At 72.6% G+C, this 21,003-nt stretch carries 20 protein-coding genes and 1 tRNA gene; 14 read left to right on the plus strand and 7 right to left on the minus strand.

Going from position 1 to position 21,003, the window contains the following annotated elements; all coding sequences use genetic code 11:
• The first annotated feature begins 54 nt into the window (after positions 1-54).
• Positions 55-1,710 (plus strand): FAD-binding dehydrogenase, encoded by a 1,656-nt coding sequence (locus OG373_RS30260; protein ID WP_405441508.1) that lies wholly within the window; start codon positions 55-57, stop codon positions 1,708-1,710.
• 38 nt (positions 1,711-1,748) lie between these two features.
• Here the strand turns inward: OG373_RS30260 and OG373_RS30265 are convergent, their stop codons facing one another.
• Positions 1,749-2,174 carry an ASCH domain-containing protein gene (locus OG373_RS30265; protein WP_405441510.1) on the minus strand — a complete coding sequence of 142 codons (426 nt, stop codon included), beginning with the start codon at positions 2,172-2,174 and terminating at the stop codon, positions 1,749-1,751.
• 266 nt (positions 2,175-2,440) lie between these two features.
• Between OG373_RS30265 and OG373_RS30270 the strand changes: the two genes are divergently transcribed.
• The 3 genes from OG373_RS30270 to OG373_RS30280 all read left to right on the plus strand — a co-directional run bounded on the left by OG373_RS30270 (position 2,441) and on the right by OG373_RS30280 (position 6,753).
• Positions 2,441-3,388, plus strand: coding sequence for a hypothetical protein (locus tag OG373_RS30270; RefSeq protein ID WP_189973669.1), 948 nt, complete (start codon positions 2,441-2,443; stop codon positions 3,386-3,388).
• Between the two features lie 132 nt (positions 3,389-3,520).
• Entirely contained in the window at positions 3,521-5,092 is a 1,572-nt protein-coding gene (locus OG373_RS30275; protein WP_405441512.1) for an APC family permease, read from the plus strand.
• Positions 5,093-5,313: 221 nt separating this feature from the next.
• Positions 5,314-6,753 (plus strand): amino acid permease, encoded by a 1,440-nt coding sequence (locus OG373_RS30280; protein ID WP_397736133.1) that lies wholly within the window; start codon positions 5,314-5,316, stop codon positions 6,751-6,753.
• Positions 6,754-6,833: 80 nt separating this feature from the next.
• Here OG373_RS30280 and OG373_RS30285 read toward each other — a convergent pair whose 3' ends face one another.
• Positions 6,834-7,217: a hypothetical protein gene (locus OG373_RS30285; RefSeq protein WP_405441513.1), complete on the minus strand. Its 384-nt coding sequence runs from the start codon at positions 7,215-7,217 to the stop codon at positions 6,834-6,836.
• Positions 7,218-7,318: 101 nt separating this feature from the next.
• Here OG373_RS30285 and sigJ point away from each other — a divergent pair, with 101 nt between their 5' ends.
• Positions 7,319-8,263: an RNA polymerase sigma factor SigJ gene (gene sigJ, locus OG373_RS30290; RefSeq protein ID WP_405441515.1), complete on the plus strand. Its 945-nt coding sequence runs from the start codon at positions 7,319-7,321 to the stop codon at positions 8,261-8,263.
• Positions 8,264-8,385: 122 nt separating this feature from the next.
• On the opposite strand, the gene OG373_RS30295 is transcribed toward sigJ, so the two are convergent.
• Positions 8,386-8,473, minus strand: a tRNA-Leu gene (locus OG373_RS30295).
• 167 nt (positions 8,474-8,640) lie between these two features.
• Between OG373_RS30295 and OG373_RS30300 the strand changes: the two genes are divergently transcribed.
• The 3 genes from OG373_RS30300 to OG373_RS30310 all read left to right on the plus strand — a co-directional run bounded on the left by OG373_RS30300 (position 8,641) and on the right by OG373_RS30310 (position 11,312).
• On the plus strand, positions 8,641-9,966 hold the full coding sequence (locus OG373_RS30300) for a M20/M25/M40 family metallo-hydrolase (RefSeq protein WP_189973665.1): 1,326 nt from the start codon (positions 8,641-8,643) through the stop codon (positions 9,964-9,966).
• A gap of 129 nt (positions 9,967-10,095) precedes the next feature.
• Positions 10,096-10,329, plus strand: coding sequence for a chaplin ChpH (gene chpH / locus OG373_RS30305; RefSeq protein ID WP_030009120.1), 234 nt, complete (start codon positions 10,096-10,098; stop codon positions 10,327-10,329).
• A gap of 203 nt (positions 10,330-10,532) precedes the next feature.
• Positions 10,533-11,312 carry a chaplin gene (locus OG373_RS30310; RefSeq protein WP_405444263.1) on the plus strand — a complete coding sequence of 260 codons (780 nt, stop codon included), beginning with the start codon at positions 10,533-10,535 and terminating at the stop codon, positions 11,310-11,312.
• 39 nt (positions 11,313-11,351) lie between these two features.
• Here OG373_RS30310 and OG373_RS30315 read toward each other — a convergent pair whose 3' ends face one another.
• The gene (locus OG373_RS30315; RefSeq protein ID WP_397736081.1) at positions 11,352-11,540 is read right to left on the minus strand and encodes a DUF5703 family protein; all 189 of its coding nucleotides are present in this window, start codon (positions 11,538-11,540) and stop codon (positions 11,352-11,354) included.
• A 47-nt stretch (positions 11,541-11,587) separates the two neighbouring features.
• Between OG373_RS30315 and OG373_RS30320 the strand changes: the two genes are divergently transcribed.
• Positions 11,588-12,244 carry a hypothetical protein gene (locus OG373_RS30320; protein WP_405441517.1) on the plus strand — a complete coding sequence of 219 codons (657 nt, stop codon included), beginning with the start codon at positions 11,588-11,590 and terminating at the stop codon, positions 12,242-12,244.
• A gap of 84 nt (positions 12,245-12,328) precedes the next feature.
• Here OG373_RS30320 and OG373_RS30325 read toward each other — a convergent pair whose 3' ends face one another.
• Together OG373_RS30325 and OG373_RS30330 are read right to left on the minus strand one after the other, a co-directional pair.
• Complete coding sequence (locus tag OG373_RS30325) at positions 12,329-14,587, minus strand: hypothetical protein (RefSeq protein WP_405441519.1); 2,259 nt, start codon at positions 14,585-14,587, stop codon at positions 12,329-12,331.
• Entirely contained in the window at positions 14,584-15,567 is a 984-nt protein-coding gene (locus OG373_RS30330; protein WP_405441520.1) for an aldo/keto reductase, read from the minus strand. The genes OG373_RS30325 and OG373_RS30330 overlap by 4 nt, the downstream gene beginning before the upstream one ends.
• A 100-nt stretch (positions 15,568-15,667) precedes the next feature.
• On the opposite strand from OG373_RS30330, the gene OG373_RS30335 reads away from it, so the two are divergent.
• Together OG373_RS30335 and OG373_RS30340 are read left to right on the plus strand one after the other, a co-directional pair.
• Positions 15,668-16,717 carry an LLM class F420-dependent oxidoreductase gene (locus OG373_RS30335; protein WP_189973661.1) on the plus strand — a complete coding sequence of 350 codons (1,050 nt, stop codon included), beginning with the start codon at positions 15,668-15,670 and terminating at the stop codon, positions 16,715-16,717.
• Positions 16,718-16,939: 222 nt separating this feature from the next.
• Complete coding sequence (locus OG373_RS30340) at positions 16,940-17,770, plus strand: ferritin-like domain-containing protein (protein ID WP_405441521.1); 831 nt, start codon at positions 16,940-16,942, stop codon at positions 17,768-17,770.
• Here the strand turns inward: OG373_RS30340 and corA are convergent.
• On the minus strand, positions 17,748-18,740 hold the full coding sequence (gene corA, locus OG373_RS30345; protein WP_397736090.1) for a magnesium/cobalt transporter CorA: 993 nt from the start codon (positions 18,738-18,740) through the stop codon (positions 17,748-17,750). The genes OG373_RS30340 and corA overlap by 23 nt on opposite strands.
• Positions 18,741-18,794: 54 nt before the next feature.
• Here corA and OG373_RS30350 point away from each other — a divergent pair, with 54 nt between their 5' ends.
• The 3 genes from OG373_RS30350 (at position 18,795) to OG373_RS30360 (ending at position 20,993) form a co-directional block, all read left to right on the plus strand.
• Positions 18,795-19,514 (plus strand): histidine phosphatase family protein, encoded by a 720-nt coding sequence (locus OG373_RS30350; RefSeq protein WP_397736092.1) that lies wholly within the window; start codon positions 18,795-18,797, stop codon positions 19,512-19,514.
• 76 nt (positions 19,515-19,590) lie between these two features.
• Positions 19,591-20,181, plus strand: coding sequence for a DUF3090 domain-containing protein (locus OG373_RS30355; protein WP_405441522.1), 591 nt, complete (start codon positions 19,591-19,593; stop codon positions 20,179-20,181).
• Positions 20,145-20,993, plus strand: coding sequence for an SCO1664 family protein (locus OG373_RS30360; protein ID WP_405441523.1), 849 nt, complete (start codon positions 20,145-20,147; stop codon positions 20,991-20,993). The genes OG373_RS30355 and OG373_RS30360 overlap by 37 nt, the downstream gene beginning before the upstream one ends.
• The last annotated feature ends 10 nt before the right edge of the window (positions 20,994-21,003 follow it).

The following is a 21,003-nucleotide window of genomic DNA, read 5'->3' on the forward strand; positions in this document are numbered from 1 at the left end:
TACCGCTCCGTAGCCAAGGATCTGCCCCACCATCGACGGAGGACGGGTAACCGCATGACGTACGACGCTGACGTGATCGTGATCGGAGCCGGGCTCGCGGGGCTCGTGGCCACCGCCGAGCTCGTCGACGCGGGCCGCAAGGTCATCCTGCTCGACCAGGAGCCGGAGCAGTCGATCGGCGGCCAGGCGCACTGGTCCTTCGGCGGGCTGTTCTTCGTGGACTCGCCCGAGCAGCGCCGGATGCGGATCAAGGACAGCCACGACCTGGCCCTCCAGGACTGGCTGGGCACCGCCGGATTCGACCGCGAGGAGGACGCCTGGCCGCGCCGCTGGGCCGAGGCCTACGTCGACTTCGCGGCCGGCGAGAAGCGTTCCTGGCTGCACGCGCAGGGCGTCCGCTTCTTCCCGGTGGTCGGCTGGGCCGAGCGCGGGGGCTACGACGCCAACGGCCACGGGAACTCCGTCCCCCGCTTCCACATCACCTGGGGCACCGGCCCCGGCCTGGTGGAGCCCTTCGAACGGCGGGTCCGGGCCGGCGTGGCCCGCGGTCTGGTCCGGTTCGCGTTCCGCCACCGCGTCACCGGGCTCTCCGCCACGGCCGGCGCGGTGGACACCGTGACGGGCGAGATCCTGGAACCCTCCGACGCCGTACGGGGCACCGCCAGCAGCCGCGAGGCCACCGGGACCTTCTCCCTGCGGGCCCAGGCCGTGATCGTCACCAGCGGCGGCATCGGTGGCAACCACGACCTCGTCCGCGCCCAGTGGCCCGACCGGCTCGGCACCCCGCCCCAGCGGATGCTGTCGGGGGTCCCGGCGCACGTGGACGGTCTGATGCTCGGCATCGCGGAGCGGGCGGGGGCCAGCCACATCAACAAGGACCGGATGTGGCACTACACCGAGGGCATCCAGAACTGGGACCCGATCTGGGCCCGGCACGGCATCCGCATCCTGCCCGGCCCCTCCCCGCTGTGGCTGGACGCGACCGGCAGGCGGCTGCCCGTGCCGCTCTTCCCGGGCTTCGACACCCTCGGCACCCTCGACCACATCATGAAGACCGGCCACGACCACACCTGGTTCGTGCTCAACGAGCGCATCATCGGGAAGGAGTTCGCGCTGTCCGGCTCCGAGCAGAACCCGGACCTCACGGGCAAGTCGGTGCGCGACGTCTTCACCCGGGCGCGTCAGGCCGTACCGGCCCCGGTGCGGGCCTTCATGGACAAGGGGGCCGACTTCGTCGTCGAGCGCGACCTGTCCGCCCTGGTCCGCGGGATGAACGCGGTCACCGAGGAGGACCTCCTGGACGAGGCCACGGTCCGGGGCGAGATCGTGGCCCGCGACCGGGAGATCGCCAACCCCTTCACCAAGGACCTCCAGGTCACGGCCATCCACGGGGCCCGCAGGTACCTCGGTGACAAGCTGATCCGCACGGCCGCCCCGCACCGGATCCTGGACCCCAAGGCCGGGCCGCTGATCGCGGTACGGCTCTCGATCCTGACCCGCAAGTCCCTGGGCGGCCTGGAGACCGACCTCTCCTCGCGCGTCCTGACCGGCTCCGGCGAACCGCTGCCGGGCGTCTACGCGGCGGGCGAGGCGGCCGGATTCGGCGGCGGCGGGGTGCACGGCTACCGGGCCCTGGAGGGCACCTTCCTCGGCGGCTGCATCTTCTCGGGCCGCGCGGCTGGCCGCGCCGCCGCCCGCGCCGTCGGCTGACCGGCCCCCGGGCCCCGCCGAAAGCCGGCGGGCCGGCGTCAGACCAGCCGTTCGGTGACCCGGAACCGCTCCGCGATGACGAGGGTGTCGTCGTCGACCGTGAACCCCGGGTCACCGATCACCCCGCGCACCGGGTCGCTGTGCCAGAACTCCTCGTGTGCCGTACGCCATTCGGCCACCGACGCGTACCCCTCGCCCTCGTCGAGCGCGTGCCGGAGCCCGATGTCCCCCAGCCGCAGCACCTCCACGGCGGTCACCTCCACCACCGCCACCCCGTGCTCCGCGGAATCGACCAGCAGCGACCGCGTGCCGGGCTCCGGCAGGGGCTCCTTCTCGGCCTCGTACTCCGCGAGCAGGCCGGTGGTGCTGGTTTTCGCCCCGCTCAGCACGGCCGCGACCAGCTGATCGCGCAACGGCCCCGGGAACCCCAGCAGATAGGGGGGAAGATCATCATATGCAGTCATGCGGCCACCCTACGAGACGGTGCGGACACCTCCCGGAAGTGGACCGTTCACCCAACTCGCACCCCCCTCGCAGCAGTTGAAACCCGCCACGCAGTGGACTGGACCTTGACGCGGAGCTGGGCGTACCGCTTTGCTGTGCGTGATCACCGGCGCGCTCACCGTCGCGATCCCCCGAACCGCCCGGCCGAACCCCTCGCGTGCGCCCCCGCGCGAGTACCGGCCACCGCTGACCCACGTCCGCCCGCGTCCTGGAGGGAAACCCGCGGATGTCCCCGCCTCCGCCGCCCCTCGGCCGCGCCCGCAAGCGGGACGCCCAGCTCTTCGACCCGGCCCTGTGCGACGCCGAACTCGTCGACGTCCGGTCCCAGTTCACCCAGGGTCGGTGGGCCCGGGCCCGCGCCCTCCTCGTCGGCACCGGTGACGACTGGGACCGCCGCGGCCACCGCGTCGTCGTCCTCGCCCAGACCCCGGCGGCCACCGCCTGGGCCCGGGAGTGGCTGCTCGCCGAACCGGAGAGCGCCGACGCCGCGACCCTGCTCGCCTGCGCCGCCGTTTTCGGCGCCCTGCGCCACAAGGGCACCCCGGCCGCGGCCGAGGAGGCCTGCCGCCGGGCCGCCGCCCTGCACCCGGCGGATCCCACCCCCTGGCTCGGGCTGCTCCTCCTCTCCCGCGCCTTCGGCAGCGAGGAGGAGTTCAGCCGGCACTTCGACCAGGTCCGGGCCCGCCACCGCGAGCACCACCACGCCCATCACCTGATGGTCGCGAAACTGGCCGAACGCGTCCTCGTCTCCGGTCAGGACCCGCTGCACGAGGTCTACGACTTCGCGTCCTGGGCCGCCGAGGAGTCCCCGGCGGACTCCCCGCTCGCCGTCCTCCCCGTCGTCGCGCACGCCGAGCGGTACCGGGTGCTGGCCGCCACGCACGGCCACTCGCCCGAGGCGGCAGCCGCCCACTGGGCCGGCCGCCGCGCCCGCCAGGTGCTGCGCTCCGCCTTCGACTGGTGGCTGGAGTGGGAGCGCGACGACCACCCCCGCAACCGGGTCGACCTCAACTTCCTCGCTCACGCCAAACTCTGCGAGGGCCGCCCCGCCGAGGCCGCGGCCCTCTTCCATCGCATCGGCAGCCATGCCACCCGCGCCCCCTGGTCCTATCCGGACCGGGACCCGCAGAAGGCCTTCCTCGCCGCCCGGGGCGTCGCCCTCGGCACCGCCTGACCGGGCGCCGCCCCGCCCCGAAGGCCCCGTAAGCCACCGCCAGCACCCAGCACCCCGCACCCCCGCACCCCCGCAAGCACCCGCAAGTCCGCTCCGCCCCCGAGAGAACCGCGCCCCCGAAAGGACGCCGCCATGCCGACGGGCAGATCCTCCACGCTCCAAGACCCGGCCGAGATCAGTACGTACAAGGGCCAGGACAGGGCCCTGCGCGCCGGCCGCCTCGGCACCGCCAGCCTGCTCCTGTCGGTACTCGCCGCCAGCGCGCCCCTGATGGTGGTGGCGGGTGTCATGCCCACGACCTTCGGGGTCATGGGCATCGTCGGCCAGCCGCTGCTCTTCGTCATCCTCGGCGCCGTCCTCGCGCTCTTCAGCGTCGGCTACGCCGAGATGAGCCGCCACGTCCACAACGCCGGCGCCTTCTACGCGTACATCGCCCGCGGCCTCGGCCCCACCGCCGGCGCGGCCGCCTCCCTCGTCGCCCTCGTCGCGTACAGCGCCATGCAGGTCGGCGTCTTCGGCATCCTCGGCTTCGAGATATCCGGCCTCTTCGCCACCTACCTGGACATCGAGCTCGCCTGGTGGATCCCGGCCCTGCTCGCGGTCGCCGCCACCGGGGCGCTCGGCTGGCTCAAGATCGACCTCAACGCCAAGGTCCTCGGGGTCCTCCTCCTCGTCGAGTGCCTCCTCGTCGTCGTCTTCGACATCGCCGCCATCAGCAAGCCGGCCGCCGAAGGCCTCTCGCTCCACGCCTTCAACCCCGAGACCCTCGGCGGGGCCGGCTTCGGCACCGCCCTCTGCTTCTGCATCGCCGCCTTCGTCGGCTTCGAGCAGTCCCCGGTCTATGCCGAGGAGACCAGCAAGCCGCACATCGTCGTCTCGCGCGTGATGTTCCTCGCCGTCGGCTTCGTCGCCCTCTTCTTCGCCGTGAGCGCCTGGGCCCTCACCGTCGCCACCGGACCCTCCGAGGTGGTCAAGGCCGCGGGCGAGGCCGGCCCCACCCTGCTCTTCCAGCTCACCGAGGCCCGCCTCGGCACCGCCTTCACCGACGTCCTGCACGTCCTCTTCGTGACCGGCATGTTCGCGGCCATGCTCAGCTTCCACAACGTGGTCGCCCGCTACGCCTTCGCCATGGGCCGCGAGGGCCTGCTCCCGGCCACCTTCGGCCGTACCAACCCCGGCACCGGCGCCCCCGCCACCGGCTCCCTGCTCCAGACCGGCATCGCAGCCCTCGTCGTGATCGCCTTCGCCCTCACCGAGGACAAGGCGCCCGCCGACCCCTCCCTCAAGGTGCAGCTGCCCGACCCCACCACCCCGGTCCTGCACCTGTTCACCTGGATGGGCAGCGTCGGCGCCCTCGGCGTGACCCTCCTCATGGCCGCCGCCTCCTTCGCCGTCATCGCCTTCTTCGTCCGCCGCGGCACCGCCGGCGCCCAGGTCTGGCGGCTCGTCGCGGCCGGCACCGCCGGCCTCGCCCTCCTCGCCATCGCCGTCTACACGGTCAAGGACTTCGGCGTCCTGGTCGGCGCCGAGAAGGGCTCCGTGCTCAGCTGGCTGCTGCCCGGCATCATCGGCGCCGCCGTCGTGATCGGCCTGGTCTACGGAGCCGTGCTGCGCCGCAGCCGCCCCGAGGTGCACGCCCGTATCGGCCTGGGGAACGAGGCTTTCCGCCTCGACCAGGCCGCGGAGGGCACTCCCGGCGACTGACCTCGCTTTCCAGCCCCTACGAAGCCCCCGACACCCGTTTCCAAGGTCGTCGGGGGCTTCGGCGTGCAGGGGGTGCTTTTGGAGGGGAGCGGAGCCTCATGGTCTCCTGTTGCGACCAAAACACCCGGATCGCAGCACAGGGGACACCATCCGGCTTCCCTGCGCCGCGGTCCGGGCACTGCCTTGTCCCACCATCGAAGGCGAAGTCCTACATGAGTGACCTGAGTGACCGCACCTTGACCGAGGCCCCCGCCCCGGCGCCGACCCGCCATGTCGACGCCGGTGACGAGGGGTACAGCAAGGACCTCAAGTCCCGCCACATCAACATGATCGCGATCGGCGGGGCGATAGGCACCGGCCTGTTCCTCGGCGCCGGCGGCCGCCTGGCCGGCGCGGGCCCCTCGCTCGCGATCGCCTACGCGGTGTGCGGAGTCTTCGCCTTCTTCGTCGTACGGGCCCTCGGCGAGCTCGTCCTGTACCGCCCGTCCTCCGGCGCCTTCGTCTCGTACGCGCGCGAGTTCATGGGGGAGAAGGGCGCCTACACGGCCGGCTGGCTGTACTTCCTGAACTGGTCCACGACCACCGTCGCCGACATCACGGCCGCCGCGACCTACGCCCACTTCTGGTCGATGTTCACCGACGTCCCCCAGTGGGTCCTCGCCTTCATCGCCCTCGCCATCGTGCTCACCGCCAACCTGATCTCGGTGAAGTACTTCGGCGAGATGGAGTTCTGGTTCTCCCTCGTCAAGGTCGCGGCCCTCGTCGTCTTCCTGATCGTCGGCATCTGGCTCGTCGCCACCAGCCACGACATCGGCGGCAACACCCCGGGCCTCGCCAACATCACCGACAACGGCGGCCTCTTCCCCTCCGGCGTCCTCCCGATGCTCCTGGTCATCCAGGGCGTGGTCTTCGCGTACGCCTCCGTCGAGCTCTGCGGCGTCGCCGCCGGTGAGACCGAGAACCCCGAGAAGATCATGCCGAAGGCCATCAACTCGATCATGTGGCGCGTGGGCCTCTTCTACGTCGGCTCGGTCGTTCTCCTCGCCCTCCTCCTGCCCTACACGGCGTACAGCTCGGACCAGAGCCCCTTCGTCACCGTCTTCGACAAGCTCGGCGTCCCCGGCGCCGCGGGCGTCATGAACCTCGTCGTCCTGACGGCCGCCCTCTCCAGCCTGAACTCCGGCCTCTACTCCACCGGCCGCATCCTGCGCTCGATGTCCCTGTCCGGCTCCGCCCCGAAGTTCACCGGCGTCATGAACAAGGGCAAGGTCCCCTACGGCGGCGTCCTGTTCACCGCCGCCTTCGGCGTCGCGGGCGTCGGCCTGAACTACTGGATGCCCGGCGAAGCCTTCGAGATCGTCCTCAACCTCGCCTCCATCGGCATCCTCGGTACCTGGGCGATGGTCATGATCTGCTCCCTGTTCTTCTGGCGCCGCGCGCAGAACGGCCTGGTCGAACGCCCCGCCTACCGCCTGCCCTGGGCCCCGTACACCCAGATCGTGACCCTCGGCTTCCTCGTCACGGTCCTGATCCTGATGTGGAGCGACGGCGGAGTCGGCCGCACCACGGTCATGTTCCTCCCGGCCATCGCCGCCGCCCTCGTCGGCGGCTGGTTCCTGGTCCGCGGCCGCGTCGCCGACCTCGCGGCGGCCCGCGACTGACCCCCGCAACCGCCCGTCCCGGCGCCCCGCTGCCCTGCCCTCCCGGCCGGGCGGCGGGGCGCCGTGTCATGTCGTGCCGGTCAGGACAGGCGGGCGGACGGGGCGCGGTTCAGGGCCAGCAGGCTCAGGGCGAACATCAGGACGCCGAGCGGGACGTGGACCGACGCGACGCGGGCGATGCCCAGGACCACCTGCGCCGAGGCCAGTACGAGGAAGCCCGACGCGTACAGGATCGGCCGGGGCGATCCGCCGCCCGGGCGCCAGGCCAGGACCGCGGCGAGCACGTACAGCATCGACGCCCCGTACATCACCCGCGCGCCTATGCCGTGCAGGAGCTCGCCGTGGGACGAGGACAGCAGCATGCCGGCGGTGACCGCCTGGAAGAAGAGGGCCAAGGTCTGCGCACCGACCGCGATCTGCACGAACGTGATGGTGTGCGGCTTCTCCGTCGTCAGTGTGGCCATGGTGGTGGCCCCCTCTTCTGCCTCACGGCGTAGATCGATAAGGTCTCGGTAGTTCGACGACGTGGCCCCGCCGAATGTGAGGCGGGCCGGGGGGAGCGGTCGTGAGCACGAGTACGTCGTCCACTCCGGGGGCCGGCCGGCCGGGGGCGGACCTGAGCGTGATCGTCGGCGAGCGCGCACACCTCACCAACCTCGCCTACCGGCTGCTGGGGTCGCTGGCCGAGGCCGAGGACGCCGTACAGGAGACCTACGCGCGCTGGTACGCGATGCCGAGCCACCGGCAGGAGGCCATCGAATCGCCCGGCGCCTGGCTGACGACGGTGGCCGGCCGCATCTGCCTGGACCTGCTGGGCTCGGCGCGCGCCCGGCGCGAGCGCTACGTCGGCGAATGGATCCCCGAGCCGCTGCCCGACCGTGCGGAGTGGACCGGCGGGCCGGCCGACCTCGCGGACCCCGCCGACCGGGTCACCCTGGACGAGTCGGTGAACATGGCCTTCCTCGTCGTGCTGGAGTCGATGACGCCGGCCGAACGCGTGGCGTTCGTCCTGCACGACGTCTTCCGCTACCCCTTCGCCGAGATCGCCGCCGTCATCGGCCGCACCCCGGCGGCCTGCCGGCAGCTGGCGACCTCGGCCCGCCGACGCGTGCGCGCCGCGCAGGTCCCGACGGCCGCGACCGCCGGACAAGCCGGTCTGGTACGGGAGTTCAAAGAGGCGTGGGAGGCCAGGGACATCAAGGCCCTCGTCGGTCTGCTCGCCCCCGACGCGGCGATGATCGCCGACGGCGGCGGCCTGGTCGGCGCCGCCCTGCGCCCGGTCGAGGGCGCCGAGCGCATCGCCCAGTACCTGATCCACATCGCCGACAGGGCCCCTGGGCTGACGCTCCTGGAGCGCTCGGTCAACGGTCGGCCGGGCCTGGTCGCCCAGCACACCGGGGCCACCGTGACCGTGGCGGCGTTCGAGCTCACCGACGGGCGCGTCACCCGCATCTGGGCGGTCCGCAACCCGGAGAAGCTCCGGCCGTGGGTGCAGACCGGACCGCGCTGATCCCGCGCCCGGCCCCGCCCCGTCCCGCGCTCCCGCCTGCGCCCCGCCCGCACCACACGACGAAAGAGCCGGTCAGAACGACTTCACGTCGTTCTGACCGGCTCTTTCAGGTCCTTGGACCATGGTGTCCGAGGGGGGACTTGAACCCCCACGCCCGATAAAGGGCACTAGCACCTCAAGCTAGCGCGTCTGCCATTCCGCCACCCGGACAAGGTGTCTGTCTCGCGTCCCTCGCGGGCCGTTCCGACGTGGAAAACATTACCAAACATTCCGGGGTCCTCGATCACACCCCCCGACGGCCGGGGATCGCCCTTGGGGAGAGCGGTCCTGAGCGGGAGGATGGGGACGTTCGGTACTGATCAGTGGGAGGAAGCAGCGTGAGCGAGTCGAGCGCGGGCAGGACCGTCTCCGGCGAGGACGAGGTAGTCGACCTCTGCCGGGACCTCATCCGGATCGACACCAGCAACTACGGAGACCACTCGGGCCCCGGGGAGCGCAAGGCGGCGGAATGGGTCGCCGAGAAGCTCGCCGAGGTCGGGCTGGAGCCGCAGATCTTCGAATCGCACAAGGGACGCGCCTCGACCGTGGCGCGCATCGAGGGAGAGGACCCCTCGCGGCCGGCGCTGCTGATCCACGGGCACACCGACGTGGTTCCGGCCAACGCCGCCGACTGGACGTACGACCCCTTCGCGGGCGAGATCGCCGACGGCTGCGTGTGGGGCCGCGGCGCGGTCGACATGAAGGACATGGACGCGATGACGCTTGCCGTCGTACGCGACCGGATGCGCAGCGGGCGCAAGCCCCCTCGCGACATCGTGCTGGCCTTCCTCGCCGACGAGGAGGCGGGCGGCACCTACGGGGCCCGGCACCTCGTCGACAAGCACCCGGGCCTGTTCGAGGGCGTCACCGAGGCGATCGGCGAGGTCGGGGGCTTCTCCTTCACGGTGAACGAGAACCTGCGGCTCTACCTCGTGGAGACCGCCCAGAAGGGCATGCACTGGATGCGGCTCACGGTGGAGGGCACCGCGGGCCACGGCTCCATGACCAACAACGACAACGCCATCACCGAGCTGTGCGAGGCCGTGGGGCGGCTCGGCCGCCACCAGTGGCCGGTGCGCGTGACCAAGACCGTACGGCACTTCCTGGACGAGCTCTCGGACGCGCTCGGGACCCCCCTGGACCCGGACAACATGGACGCCACGCTCGCCAAGCTCGGCGGCATCGCCAAGATGGTCGGCGCGACCCTGCGCAATTCGGCCGCCCCGACCATGCTCGGCGCCGGCTACAAGGTCAACGTCATCCCCGGCCAGGCGACGGCCCACGTCGACGGCCGCTTCCTGCCGGGCTACGAGGACGAGTTCTTCGCCGACCTGGACCGCATCCTCGGCCCCCGCGTGAAGCGGGAGGACGTGCACGGCGACAAGGCGCTGGAGACGGACTTCGACGGCCGGCTGGTGGACGCCATGCAGGGCGCCCTGAAGGCCGAGGACCCGATTGCGCGCGCGGTCCCGTACATGCTGTCGGGCGGTACGGACGCGAAGTCCTTCGACGACCTCGGGATCCGCTGCTTCGGCTTCGCGCCGCTGCAGCTGCCGCCGGAGCTGGACTTCGCCGGGATGTTCCACGGCGTGGACGAGCGGGTGCCGGTCGACGGACTGAAGTTCGGCGTGCGCGTGCTCGACCGGTTCATCGACAACGCCTGAGAATCGGGAACGTGTGCGCATTCCACTGAGAAGAGTGAATGCACTCATACGCTCGTAGCCCCGGTGATCCCTCCTCGTTACAGGTGTTGCGGTCCGCGGCTGGGACCGCATTGCCTACTAGGAGGAACAATGATCAAGAAGGTTGTCGCCGCTGCGGCTGCCACCGGTGGCCTGGTTCTCGCGGGTGCGGGCCTGGCCCACGCCGATGCGGGTGCGCAGGGTGCGGCCATCGGTTCGCCCGGTGTCCTGTCCGGCAACGTGCTGCAGGTTCCCGTCCACATTCCCGTGAACGTCTGCGGCAACACGGTTTCCGTCATCGGCCTGCTGAACCCGGCCTTCGGCAACACCTGCGTCAACGCCTGACGCGTCTGAAGTCTTGGGCCCCGGAGCGCATCCCAGCGCTCCGGGGCCACCGGGCTTTCCGGCCCGGATTTCTCTTACTTCTCGGCGTGCCAGGCGGGGGAGCCCGGACGGCCGGGCCATCGAACGATGGCCGAAACGTACACACCAGGGGACGAGTACAGATGCGACGACCGGCACAGGTCACCAGGAAGACCCTGATCACCATGGCTGCCGCGGGGGGTGTTCTCGCCCTGGGCGGGGGCCACGCACACGCGGACTCCGGCGCCTCGGGGCACGCCGCGAATTCTCCGGGCCTGCTGTCCGGGAACAACGTGCAGGCGCCCGTGGACGCACCGGTGAACGCCTGCGGGAACACGATCACGGTGGTGGGAGGCCTCAACCCGGCCTTCGGGAACAGCTGCGCCAACGGATCGGGCCACACCAAGCCGAAGCCGCCGAAGCCGCCGAAGCCCAACCACCCGGGTCACCCCGGTCACCCGGGCGACGACGACGAACCGTGCGACGACCACCCGGGCAACCCCGGTAACCCTGGGAACCCCGGTAACCCGGGCAATCCCGGGAACCCCGGGAATCCTGGGAACCCGGGCAACCCTGGGAACCCGGGTAACCCTGGGAACCCGGGTAACCCTGGGAACCCCGGGAATCCTGGGAACCCGGGTAACCCCGGGAACCCGGGTAACCCCGGGAACCCTGGCAATCCTGGTAACCCTGGGAACCCGGGCAACCCCGGGAATCCTGGGAACCCGGGCAACCCCGGTACCCCAGGCAACCCGGGTACCCCCGGCACGCCCTCCACCCCCGGTACCGGTTCCGCCACCCCGGTCACGCACCCCGGGCCGGGCGGCGGGAACGACAGTCCCGGTCAGGCGGGCGGGCTCGCCGCCACCGGGTCCGGTGACGTCCTCACCGCCGGGCTCCCGCTCGCGGGCGGCCTGCTGCTCGCCGGCACCGTGCTCTACCGGCGCGCCCGCAACGCCGCCTGACGGGCCTTCACGGCGCGGGCCCCGCCCCCGGGGCCCGCGTCACCAGGTCGCGCGGACCTGGCGGATGATCCGGCGGCGCAGTCGCACACGGCGGCTGCCGTCCCGGTACAGGCTCAGGCGGTCGAGTTCCCAGTGCCCGTACTCGGCATGGTCGGTCAACAGGCGGGTCGCCTCGCTGCGAGGGACACCGCGGGGCACGTACACGTCGACAAATTCGTATTCCGGCATCGCATCTATTGTGCGGGCAGAGGCCTGCTACGGATAGCGTCTGCTCTATGTCTGATGCCGCTCTTCCCACTGTTGCCGAGGTACGCGCCGCCGCCGAGGCGGTCAAGGCCGCGCTCGACCGTCACCTCGCCGCGGTCGAGCGCAGGATCGGGGACGAGGACCCCGACGTCTACGCCGCGTTCAACGAACTCGCCGCCGCGGCCGAGGTGTACGACGAACTCCTCTACGACCGCTACGACGAGGTCACCCCCTTCGAGATCCCCACGCCCGAGGACGGCGTGCCGTACACCGGCCCCGCCGAGCCCGCCGCCTTCAGCGTGCTCATCCGCCGGGACTACGCCGTCGTCGAACCGGCCAGGCTGGTCGCGCAGGCCGAGCGCGTCGCCGCGCACGACCGGGACGCCGAATTCGTCAACGACGGCGGCAGCGCCGAGGCGCTGGGCGTGCTCTTCGGGGAGTACGAGCCCGACGAGATCGCGTCCCGCTACAAGGACTTCGGGCTGGAGGAGGGCGACTCCACCCTCTGGATCGCCGCCTCGGAGGAGGGGGCGGAACCGGGTGAGTGGCTGGGCTCGCCCTTCGGCCACATCGATCCGCAGGACGTGCTGCACCGGTTCGACGTCAGCTCCGTCTTCGACGAGGAGCACGACGAGTTCGACGAGGACGAGGAGGAGGCCGCGGCGCCCGGCCTGACCCCGGCCTGATCCCGGCCGGCCCCGACCCGGACCCAGGCCGACCCCGGTCCGATCACGTGGCCCCCGCCCTCCCGGGCGGGGGCCACGGCCGGCTCACTGCGGTGGTGCGCCCGCCGTCGCCAGGGCCGTCAGCAGGCCCGTCAGCCGTGTCGTACGCGGCTTCGCCGGTACCTCGGCCACCGCGCGCGGCAGCGCCTGGTCGACGCCGTGGACCACGGACAGGTGCCGCTCGCCCCGCCCGAACGCCGTGTAGACCCAGTCCCGCGACAGTGCCTGGGCTGCGTCACCCGGCAGTACGACGACCACCGCCGGCCAGCGCGCACCCACGGCCTGATGTGCCGTGATCGCCCAGCCGTGCCGCACCCGGGACTCGACCAGCTCCTTCGGTACGACGATCCGCGCGCCCGCACGGTCCAGGTGCAGGCCCTCCGCGTCGGCCGACACCACCCGGGCCGGCAGGGCCCGCCCGGCGGACGGCACGTGGACGACCCGGTCGCCGGGGTCGAAGCCGCCGAACCGGCCCGGACCGGGGTTCAGCCGCTCCTTCAGGGCGGCGTTCAGCGCGCGGGTCCCCGCCGCACCGCCGTGGCCCGGAGTGATCACCTGCACGCTGTCCGCCGGGATCCCGAAGGCCCGCGGCACCGACTCGGCCACCAGCTGCACGGTCCGGTGCACCGCCTCCCCGGCGTCCTGCACCGGGACGATGACGACCTCCTTGCCGGGCGCCTCGACCTGGTTCAGCTCCCCGATCCCGACCCCCGAGACGAGCTCGCCGAGGGGGCCCGGGTCGGGGGTGCGGGAGACCAGCTGCGGGCAGGTGCGGGCCGCCAGTACATCGGCGAACACCCGCCCCGCCCCGGCGGATCCGAGGACGCCGGGGTCCCCGGAGAGCACCAGCCGGGCCCCGTCCGGTACGGACTCCACCAGCGCGGCCGCGGTCTCCACGTCCAGCTGCGGCGCGTCCAGCACCACCAGCAGGTCCAGCGCGAACTGCCCGTCCGCGTCCCGCCCGGGCCCCTCGGCCCCGGACAGCAGCTCCGCCACGGTCACCGCGTCCGGGCCGCCCGGGGCGTGCGCGGCCAGGCAGACGCGCAGGCCCAGCTCGCGGGCCGCCGCGGCCAGCGCGAACGGCTCGGCGCGGGCGGCCTCGCCGCCGGTGTGGGTGACCAGGCCGTGGCCCGCGACCGTGCGGATCAGCTCGGCGGCCGAGGGGCTCGGCGCGGCGCCGGCGGCCCGCTCCCACTCCGCCGCGTCGTCGAAGGTGCCGGCGGCCAGCCTGGCCAGCCCGTCGGCCAGGCTCTCCTCGGCCATGGCGGCGCCCTCCAGGCCCACCAGCACCCGTACCGGCTGCTCCGCGTCCTCGGTGTCCTCGGCGACCGGAGGCCCCAGAGGCTCGTGGAAGACGAGCACCGAGCCCTCGGCCACGGCTTGTTCCAGCGCTTCGGCGGGATCCGGTACGCCGTACTGGGCCAGCGCCTTCTCCAGCACCGGAGCCTCCAGCGCGGTGTGCCCCTTCAGCCCGGCCCGGGCCAGCAGCCAGCCCACCAGAACGGTGGTGCGGCGCTCGTCCCCGGGACCGGCCTCGGGGCCCAGCAGGGCCCGCGCGAAGCCGTCGGCCTGGGTCGGCCGCACGGCCGGGACCGACAGCAGCCGCCAGGGGTTCTCGGCGAGCTGGCCGGCGGCGTCCTCACCCAGGGCGGCCGCGGCGGGCCCGGCCAGGGCCTCGGGGGCGCCACCGCGAGCCAGTACGGCCCGTACGCCCTCGACGGCGTCGGCGGAGGGCGCGGCCGCTGCCGCCGGGGTGGCGGGGCGCGGCGCCGGGGGTGCGGCAGGCGCGGGTGCGGGTGCCCTGCGGGGCGCGGCCGGGGCCTCGTCGAAGTACTCGGCGGGGGGCTTCGCGCCGCTCTCCACGGCCCGTACGGCGGCCAGCAGGTCGGCGGCCGTCCCGCTGAGCTTCGCCCCGGCGTCGACGGGCGCCTCCCGCTCGGCCTTGCGCCGGGCGATCCGCTCCCGCTCGATCCGCTGCGCGGCCAACTCGGCCTGGGCCTCGGAGAGTGCGGGTGCCGCCGTGGCCTCGGCGGCCGGCTCGGCGGGTTCCGCAGCGTCGGCGTCCGAGGCCTCGGCCCCGGTCCCTGCGGTGCTCTCTCCTTCCCCGCCGCCTTCCGAAACCGGGGGCTCCGCCCCCGGCTCCCCGTCCCCTCCTTCGTCGGCAGGATCCGCGCCCGCTCGGCCCGTCTCGGGCTCGGGGTCGGGCTCGGGCTCGTGCGAGCCTTCGGCCGCTGCGGACGGCTCGGCCTCCGGGGCGGCCGGGTCCTCCGCGGCAGCGGTATCGGCCTGAGGGTCCGTACTCACAGCGTGCTCCAGTCCTGATCGGGGTAGCGGTGCACCGGAGCCGAAACATCGTCCAGCGCCCGGCAGATCTCCTCCGGAAGACTAAGGGCCTCCACCGACAGCGCTGCCGCGAGCTGCGCGGACGTCCGCGCGCCGACGATCGGCGCCACCACCCCCGGCCGGTCCCGGATCCACGCCAGGGCCACCTGGAGCGGGGTCACGGCCAGCCCCTGGGCCGCCGTCACCACCGCGTCCACGATCCGCCCCGCGGCCTCGTCGAGGTAGGGATCCACGAGCGCGGCCAGCGATTCCGAGGCGCCCCGGGAGTCCGCCGGGGTGCCGTCCCGGTACTTGCCCGTCAGCACCCCGCGCCCCAGCGGCGAGGAGGGCAGCAGGCCGATCCCGAGGTCCAGCGAGGCCGGCAGCACCTCCCGCTCCACCCCGCGCTGGAGCAGCGAGTACTCCATCTGTGTCGAGGCGATACGGGTGCGCACCCCGGGCGCCGCCAGCTGCCAGGTCGCCGCCTTCGCGAGCTGCCAGCCGCAGAAGCCCGCCAGCCCCGCGTACCGGGCCCGGCCGCTGCTCACCGCCAGGTCCAGCGCCTGCAGGGTCTCCTCCAGCGGGGTCGCCGGGTCGAAGGCGTGCACCTGCCACAGGTCGACGTAGTCGGTGCCCAGCCGGTCCAGCGAGGCGTCCAGGGCCGCGAGCAGGTGCCCGCGCGAGCCGTCGAACCGCCGGTCGGGGTCCGGCACGCTGCCCGCCTTGGTCGCGATCACCAGGTCCCGGCGCGGCACGAGTCCGCCGACGAGCCGTCCGAGGAGGTACTCCGCCTCCCCGCCGGCGTACACGTCGGCGGTGTCGACGAGGGTGCCGCCCGCCTCCCAGAAGGTCTTCACCTGCTCGGCGGCGGCTTCCTCGCCCGTGTCGTGGCCCCAGGTGAGGGTGCCGAGGCCGATCCGGGAGACGCGCAGTCCGGTGCGGCCGAGATGCCTCTGCTCCATGAGCGCTGAGACTACTGGGGCGCTGACGCGGAGGACCCTGGCGCGCTACAGTCCCCGCACACCAACGTTACTGATCGGTAAACCGGTAAGGGGACGACACATGCGGCTCGGCATCAATCTTGGTTACTGGGGCGCGGGCATGGACGCCGACAACCTCGCCGTCGCCCAGGAGGCCGACCGCCTGGGTTACGACGTCTGCTGGGCCGCCGAGGCCTACGGTTCCGACGCCCCGACCGTGCTCGCCTGGGTCGCCGCCCAGACCGAGCGCATCGACGTCGGCTCGGCGATCCTGCAGATCCCGGCCCGCCAGCCCGCGATGACCGCGATGACCGCGGCCACCCTCGACTCGCTCACCAAGGGCCGCTTCCGGCTCGGCCTCGGCGTGTCCGGCCCGCAGGTCTCCGAGGGCTGGTACGGCGTCAAGTTCGACAAGCCGCTCGCCCGGACCCGCGAGTACGTGGAGATCGTCCGCAAGGCGATGACCCGCGAGCGGCTGAGCTACGAGGGGCAGCACTGGACCCTGCCGCTGCCGGACGGCCCGGGCAAGCCGCTCAAGCTGACCGTGCACCCCGAGCGCGAGCACATCCCGCTCTACATCGCCGCCATCGGGCCGAAGAACCTGGAGCAGACCGGCGAGATCGCCGACGGCGCACTGCTGATCTTCCCGGCCGCCGAGCACCTGGAGGCCACCGCGCTCACCCACATCCGGGCGGGCCGCGAGAAGGCCGGGCTGACCATGGAAGGCTTCGACGTCTGCCCGACCGTGCCGCTGGCCCTCGGCGAGGACGTGAACGCGCTCGCGGACATGTTCCGCCCGTACACCGCCCTGTACGTGGGCGGCATGGGCAGCCGGAAGCAGAACTTCTACAACCAGCTGGCCCAGCGCATGGGTTACGAGAAGGAAGCGGCCGAGATCCAGGACAAGTACCTGGCGGGCGACAAGAACGGCGCGGCCGAGGCCGTTCCGCACTCGCTGATCGACTCGACCACGCTGCTCGGCCCGGTCGCCCGGATCGCGGACGGCATGCGGGCCTACGCGGAGGCCGGAGTCACCACCCTCACGCTGGCCCCGGCCGGCTTCACGCTGGACGAGCGGATCGCCGCCCTGCGCGCCGGCACCGAGGCCATGGAGCTCGCGGGTCTCGCCTGATCGCCCGCTCCGGGTGCCGGCGGACGAACGCCGGCACCGCTGGACGCTTCTGCGGCCGTGGTGGGGGCTCGGGGGGTCTTCCCCGCCACGGCCGACACAGCGAACAACGCCTTGGGCGCCCACCGGGTTACGCGTTGCGGCCCAACAGCCGATTTCGTTCATTCGGACGAGTAGTGGGACCTATCGGTTGCCCACCCGGCCGACCGGCGTTTGACTCGTTGCATGCTCTCTGCCCGCAGCCTGTTCCAGGAGATCGTCGACAACGACGACTCCTTCCAGCTGTTCTGCTCCATCGCCGCCAGCGGGGAGGCTCAGGGCGGCTGGGAGAACGCCCGTATCGCGGCCCTGGTGCCGGACGCGATGCGCCACCTCGCGCCCAAGATCACCCGACACGGCGCCGACGAGGACAAGCACGGCCGCATCTTCGACGCGCTGCTCCGCAAGCGCGGTCTGCCGCCCGTCCCGGTACCTCCCGAGACCGACTACACGATGCTGCTGGAGCGCCGCGGGATCGGCCTCGCGCACGAGAAGCTGCGCCGCGAGGAGGCGCTGACCGAGGAGGACATCGTCGTCTACCTCGCCCACAGCCGCGTCACCGAACAGCGCGCGGCCGACCAGATGGACATGCTGGTCAAGTACTTCGGAGACCATCCCGAGGTGGGCAGGGCGATCCACCTGATCAGCCACGACGAGGACAACCACCTCGCCTACTGCCACGAGGAACTGCTGCGCCTCGTCCGGTCCGGCTACGGCCGGACCATCCAGCGGGTGCTCCGCGAGAGCGCGCTCGCCGAGATCTCCGTCTACCGGGACGTGAGCCTCGCCGTCATGGCCCACATGGGGCGTCTGCTGCACTGGCCCGCCCCGAAGGGGGCCGCACTCGCCGCCGGCATCCACGCGATGTACGCGTACGAGCGCTTCAGCGGCTGGCACCGGATGGTGAACCTGCGGGTGCCGGAGCGCCTGGACGCGCTCGGCGGCGCACCGGCCGGCATGCCCGGCCCCGCCCACACCCCGCGCGAGAGGGAGCTCAGAGCCAGCCCCGGCGCTTGAACATCCGGTGCAGGCCCAGACACGCGCCGGCCATCACCACCAGCACCGCCGGATAGCCCCAGGTGTGCCTCAGCTCGGGCATGTGATCGAAGTTCATCCCGTAGATCCCCGCCACCATCGTGGGGACGGCCGCCATCGCCGCCCAGGCCGAGATCTTGCGCATGTCGTCGTTCTGCCGCAGGCCCATCTGCGCGAGGTGGGCGGAGAGCGCGTCCGACAGCAGCCGGTCCAGCCCCTCGATGTACTCGTTGGCCTTGGTCAGGTGGTCGGCGACATCGCGGAAGAACGGCTGCGCGTGCTCGTGGACGAAGGGGACCTCCCCGAAGGCGAGCCGGTCCATCGGCTGGAGCAGCGGGCTCGTCGCCCGCCGGAACTCCAGCACCTGCCGCTTGAATCCGTAGATCCGGGCGGCGGTGTTCTTGGTGTCCGAGGCGTTCGGGGCGAAGACCTCGGCCTCCAGCTCCTCCAGGTCCGACTGGAGCTCGGCCGCCACCTCGATGTAGTGGTCGACCACCGCGTCGGACACCGCGTACAGCACCGCCGTCGGGCCGTGCCGCAGCACGTCCGGCTCCTGCTCAAGCCGGTGGCGCACGGCGGCCAGCGGGGCCTGCTCGCCGTGCCGGACCGTGACCACGAACGAATCCCCTATGAAGACCATGAGCTCGCCCGCGGTCACGGTGTCCGTGGCCTCTGCGTACAGCACCGGCTTCAGGACGACGAACAGCGAATCGTCGTACACCTCCAGCTTCGGGCGCTGGTGCGCGGTCAGCGCGTCCTCCACCGCCAGCGGGTGCAGGCCGAACTCCTGGCGGACATGGTCGAACTCCTTCTCCGTCGGCTCGTGCATGCCGATCCAGAGGAAGGCGTCACCGGTCGCCCGGGCCTCGTCGAGGGCGTCCGAGAAATCGCCAGGTCCCTCGGTACGGCGGCCGTCCCGGTAAATCGCGCAGTCCACAATCACGCGGGGCATTCTTCCCTGCCCACGGCCCGCCCGCACGCCCCCGGCAGCGCATACGCTGGCCCCATGGCCACGCTGATCCTCGTACGACACGGGCGGTCCACCGCCAACACCGCCGGTCTGCTCGCCGGATGGACCCCCGGGGTGGCGCTCGACGAGCGCGGCGCCGAGCAGGCCGCCGCACTCCCCGGCCGGCTGGCGGGGGTGCCCCTGGCCGTCGCCGTCACCAGCCCGCTGGAGCGCTGCCGGGAGACCCTCGCACCCCTGCTGGCCGCCCGGCCGGAACTGGAACTCCACACCGACGAGCGCATCGGCGAGTGCCACTACGGCGAATGGTCCGGCCGCAAACTGTCCGAGCTCTCCGACGAACCGCTGATGAAGATCGTCCAGCAGCACCCCTCGGCGGCCGCCTTCCCCGGCGGCGAGTCCATGCGCGCCATGCAGGCGCGCGCCGTGGACGCCGTACGGGACTGGGACGCGCGGATCGAGCAGGAACACGGGAGCGACGCCGTCTTCCTGATGTGCTCGCACGGCGACATCATCAAGTCCCTCGTCGCGGACGCCCTGGGCATGCACCTCGACCTCTTCCAGCGCATCCACGTCGACCCCTGCTCGGTGACCGCCATCCGCTACACCGCCACCCGGCCCTTCGTGTTCCGGCTCGGCGACACCGGGGACTTCGGCTCGCTCGTACGGCGCCCCGCCGCACCGGAGACCGTCGCCTCGGACAAAGACGCCGAAGACGCCGGAGACGCCGTCGTGGGGGGCGGCGCGGGCGCGGCTTGATCGCACGGCGCAGTAGGGTGGACGGGCCCACACAGGGCGCGGATCTGCCCCTGCCGCCGAGACTTGGAGACTGGACGTGCCCCGTCAGGTGTTCCTCTACGACCCCCCGGACCGCTTCGTGGCCGGCACGGTCGGTCTGCCGGGACGCCGTACGTTCTTCCTGCAGGCCTCCTCAGGCCCCCGTGTCACCAGCGTCTCCCTGGAGAAGACCCAGGTCGCGGCGCTGGCCGAGCGGATGGACGAGCTGCTGGACGAGGTCGTACGGCGCACCGGGGGCAATGCCCCGGTCCCGGCCGTCGCCCCGGCCGAGGCCGCCGACACCGCGCCGCTGGACGTCCCGGTCGAAGAGGAGTTCCGCGTCGGCACCATGGCCCTGGCCTGGGACGGCGAGGAACAGCGCATGATCGTCGAGGCCCAGGCGCTCGTCGAACTCGACGCCGACTCCGACGAGGACCTCGCCGACGCGGAGGAGCGGCTCCTCCAGGACGAGGAGAACGGCCCGCCGATGCTGCGGGTCCGCCTTTCCGGCGCCCAGGCACGCGCCTTCGCCAAGCGGGCCCTGGACGTGGTCAACGCCGGCCGCCCGCCGTGCCCGCTGTGCAGCCTGCCGCTGGACCCGGAGGGGCACGTGTGCCCGCGCCAGAACGGCTACCGGCGCCAGGGGTGACCGACACGGGGGAGCTGGAGGAACTGCTCGCCAAGGGCGAGCTCACCGTCATCGGCCGGATCCGCGAGGCGTCCAACGCCGTCCTGCTGTGCAGCGTCACGTACGGGGGCGTGAGCGCCGACTGCGTGTACAAGCCGGTCAAGGGGGAGCGGCCGCTGTGGGACTTCCCCGACGGGAACCTCGCCCGCCGGGAGGTCGCCGCGTACCTGATCTCCGAGGCCACGGGATGGGGCCTGGTCCCCGCCACCGTGCTGCGCGACGGCCCGTACGGCGAGGGCATGGTCCAGCGGTGGATCGAGGCGGAGCAGCCCGAGCAGGACTCCCCGCTGGGCGCGCTCCTCGGGCTCGTCGACGGAGAGGAGGCGGGGGAGGGCTGGAAGCCCGTGGCCCTCGCCGAGGTCGGTGAGGGCCGCACCGCGCTGCTCGTGCACGCCGACGACCCCCGGCTGCGCCGCCTCGCCGTACTCGACGCCGTGATCAACAACGGCGACCGCAAGGGCGGCCACCTGCTGCCCGCGCCCGACGGACGGCTCTACGGCATCGACCACGGGGTGACCTTCCACGCCGAGGACAAGCTGCGCACCCTGCTGTGGGGCTGGGCGGGGGAGCCGCTGACCGACGAGGCGCGCGAGGTACTGGCCGAGCTGGCCGCCGGACTGGCCCCGGGAGCCCCGCTCGCCACCCGGCTGGCCGAACTGATCACCCCGGTCGAGCTGGCCGCCGTACGGAGCCGGGTGGAGCACCTGCTGCGCACCGGAACCCATCCGCAGCCCTCCGGGCAGTGGCCGGCGATCCCCTGGCCACCGGTCTGAACCAGCCACC

The organism is Streptomyces avidinii, from assembly GCF_045161815.1.
In the GTDB taxonomy this organism is placed as follows: domain Bacteria; phylum Actinomycetota; class Actinomycetes; order Streptomycetales; family Streptomycetaceae; genus Streptomyces; species Streptomyces avidinii.

What these genes read in the sequence shown, in the direction of transcription:
- OG373_RS30260 (WP_405441508.1), top strand. Translation starts at nt 55, where the DNA reads ATGACGTACGACGCTGACGTGATCGTGATCGGAGCCGGGCTCGCGGGG.
- OG373_RS30265 (WP_405441510.1), bottom strand. Translation starts at nt 2,174, where the DNA reads ATGACTGCATATGATGATCTTCCCCCCTATCTGCTGGGGTTCCCGGGG.
- OG373_RS30270 (WP_189973669.1), top strand. Translation starts at nt 2,441, where the DNA reads ATGTCCCCGCCTCCGCCGCCCCTCGGCCGCGCCCGCAAGCGGGACGCC.
- OG373_RS30275 (WP_405441512.1), top strand. Translation starts at nt 3,521, where the DNA reads ATGCCGACGGGCAGATCCTCCACGCTCCAAGACCCGGCCGAGATCAGT.
- OG373_RS30285 (WP_405441513.1), bottom strand. Translation starts at nt 7,217, where the DNA reads ATGGCCACACTGACGACGGAGAAGCCGCACACCATCACGTTCGTGCAG.
- chpH (WP_030009120.1), top strand. Translation starts at nt 10,096, where the DNA reads ATGATCAAGAAGGTTGTCGCCGCTGCGGCTGCCACCGGTGGCCTGGTT.
- OG373_RS30310 (WP_405444263.1), top strand. Translation starts at nt 10,533, where the DNA reads ATGGCTGCCGCGGGGGGTGTTCTCGCCCTGGGCGGGGGCCACGCACAC.
- OG373_RS30315 (WP_397736081.1), bottom strand. Translation starts at nt 11,540, where the DNA reads ATGCCGGAATACGAATTTGTCGACGTGTACGTGCCCCGCGGTGTCCCT.
- OG373_RS30320 (WP_405441517.1), top strand. Translation starts at nt 11,588, where the DNA reads ATGTCTGATGCCGCTCTTCCCACTGTTGCCGAGGTACGCGCCGCCGCC.
- OG373_RS30330 (WP_405441520.1), bottom strand. Translation starts at nt 15,567, where the DNA reads ATGGAGCAGAGGCATCTCGGCCGCACCGGACTGCGCGTCTCCCGGATC.
- OG373_RS30335 (WP_189973661.1), top strand. Translation starts at nt 15,668, where the DNA reads ATGCGGCTCGGCATCAATCTTGGTTACTGGGGCGCGGGCATGGACGCC.
- OG373_RS30340 (WP_405441521.1), top strand. Translation starts at nt 16,940, where the DNA reads ATGCTCTCTGCCCGCAGCCTGTTCCAGGAGATCGTCGACAACGACGAC.
- corA (WP_397736090.1), bottom strand. Translation starts at nt 18,740, where the DNA reads ATGCCCCGCGTGATTGTGGACTGCGCGATTTACCGGGACGGCCGCCGT.
- OG373_RS30350 (WP_397736092.1), top strand. Translation starts at nt 18,795, where the DNA reads ATGGCCACGCTGATCCTCGTACGACACGGGCGGTCCACCGCCAACACC.